The 2,425-nt window shown below is 39.1% G+C and carries 2 protein-coding genes and 1 pseudogene; all 3 read left to right on the forward strand.

The features are described 5' to 3' along the window. A partial coding sequence (locus tag QUA38_RS28495; RefSeq protein ID WP_333167798.1) for a GTP-binding protein occupies positions 1 to 279 on the forward strand: 279 nt, incomplete at its 5' end. Then, on the forward strand, positions 276 to 1,832 hold the full coding sequence (locus QUA38_RS28500; protein ID WP_333167801.1) for a PAS domain-containing sensor histidine kinase: 1,557 nt from the start codon (positions 276 to 278) through the stop codon (positions 1,830 to 1,832). The genes QUA38_RS28495 and QUA38_RS28500, both read left to right, overlap by 4 nt. 57 nt (positions 1,833 to 1,889) lie before the next feature. After that, positions 1,890 to 2,425: pseudogene (locus QUA38_RS28505) on the forward strand (adenylate/guanylate cyclase domain-containing protein); the annotation flags it as partial.

Below are 2,425 nucleotides of genomic sequence, written 5' to 3' on the forward strand. Positions count from 1 at the left end.
GGTGTTTTAATCGTTGCCGATGTCAGCCGATCCGAAACTGTTGAGCGAATCTCCGAACACATTCAGCTTTTTTCTTCAGTCAATCCTAAAGGATCAATAATCGTCGCTTTAAACAAAGTAGACTTGATTGACGAGGAAAAATTGGCGCTGCTAGTGGAAATATCCCGTTCGATATGTCAAGACAAAGTAATAGCAGTTTACACGACATCTGCTAAAACAGGCAAAGACGTTGACGAAATTTTTTATAAACTAGCTTACACAATGGTAGAACAAGTATGAATCCACTGTTAAGAAAGCTGTTAGGTCCGCGACAAACACAGTATTTTATAGTCAATCACCATTTTATCATTCAGGCAATCTCTGCCGAAGTGCAGCATTATGCCGATATTCCAGGCGATGCTATACCCGGTGCAGATGCTCGCCTGAGTTTTCCCGAACTGATTGGCATTGAAAATATCCTCATGTCTATCATTATGGGACGGCTGCCGGGTTTTGAAGTCAAAGGTATCGCTCGGTTTACCGACCCGAACCGCCCTTTATACTTTGATATGTTGGCTATCAAATATGAAGAAGAACAAGAAGATGTGCCAAGTAAATTGCTAATTTTGATTGAAGATACCACCGAAAAGATGGTGATGAAGCAATCATTGATTCAAAGGGCGAATGAAGCTAATCTTTTGGTTAGTGCCTTAGCCGCTTCTAAAGATTATATAGATAAAGTTATTCGGTCGATGGGCGATGCTTTGTTGGTGACAACAACATTAGGAACTATCAAAACAATCAATCAATCGGCTCAATGGTTATTTGGGTATAGCGAAGCAGAATTGATCGGCCACACTCTGTCTTTAATATTACTCGAAGACACATTAATTTACCAAGCTCGCCACCGCTATATTTTGTCTCAGAAAGAGCTGCGTAGAGAACTAGAAATAGTCTGCACTACTAAAGCAGGAGAAGAAATTTGGGTAGAATTTTCCTGTTCAGCAATTCAGACCGAACTAGAGGGACTTTACGATTTCATTTATATAGGCAGGGACATCACAGAACGCAAACAACAAGAAATAGAAATTCGCGGCTCTTTGGCAAAAGAGCAAGAACTCAGACAGGTAAAATCTCGTTTTTTCTCGATGATTGCTCACGAATTTGGCAATCCTCTAAGTACAGTATTATTTGCTACTAAAATCCTCCAAGACTACGGCGACGAAATCACCCACGCGGAAAAACAAAAATACCTGCAACACGTTAAATCAGCATCTCAACAAATGGCTCAGCTATTAGATGACGTGCGGTTGCTCAGCAGCGCCGAAGCCGGAAAACTCGAATTCTATCCCGCACCAGTTGACTTAAAAAACTTTTGCAGTGAGTTAGTAGAATCAATTAAAATTAGTTATGGAAAAAATCATACAATTAACTTTACTTATCAAGAATTAGTTACGCCAGCGCAAAAAAATGATAACGACTCGCAGGAAACGCAACAGTTGCCCGCACTAGATCCAAAATTGCTGCGGCACATCTTGACAAATTTGCTCTCAAATGCTATCAAATATTCGCCCCTCGACAGCCATATTTATTTTGAATTAAGTTGTCAGAATAATAAAGAAGCTACATTTAAAATTAAAGATGCAGGCCTAGGTATTCCTCTCGAAGACCAAGAACAACTTTTTGAATCTTATTATCGAGCCAAAAATGTCGGAAAAATACCCGGTACAGGACTGGGTTTATCCATAGTCAAGCAGTGTGTAGATTTGCACGGAGGTCAAATCGAATTTTCCAGCGAGATAGGGTCAGGCACTACATTTTTAGTTAGAATTCCATTTGATAAAAATAGATAAATAGATTGATTTTAGATAATTCCATTCCAAGGGCGGCTTCAATAGTAAAAATCTCACATGAAAACCTTGTTAAAAAAACTGTTAGTTCCCCACCACTTGGAGTACCTAGCACTTGATAAAAGCTTTTTAATCCAAGAAATCTCTCTAAAAGTTCAGCGATTTGCCGACTCTCCCGAAGAAGTAGTCGCCGGCAACGATGTTCGCATTCCCTTTCCAGAATTAGTTGGAACTGAAGAAATTTTCATCGATATTTTTGAAAAACGGTTGCCAAATTTTGAATTAAAAGCAATCACGCGGCTATTAGGAAACGGTTCGCGGCTTTATTTTGATATGTATATGGTCGAGTTCACCAATGACGAGAATTATCAGAGATTAATTATATTTTTTGAGGACGTAAGCGACAGGATGGCTTTAGAACAAACTCTAGTGCAAGCTACCAATGAAATGGATATTTTATTGAGTACGTTAGCGGCTACTAATAATTATGTTGAAAAAATTATTACTTCAATGGCCGAAGTTTTGTTGGTAACAACAGCCTCGGGAAAGATTAAAAAAGTCAATCAAGCGGCTCAAGATTTGTTCGGTTACAGCGA

Origin of the sequence: Microcoleus sp. Pol12B4, assembly GCF_036701385.1 — a bacterium.
Classification (GTDB): domain Bacteria; phylum Cyanobacteriota; class Cyanobacteriia; order Cyanobacteriales; family Microcoleaceae; genus Microcoleus.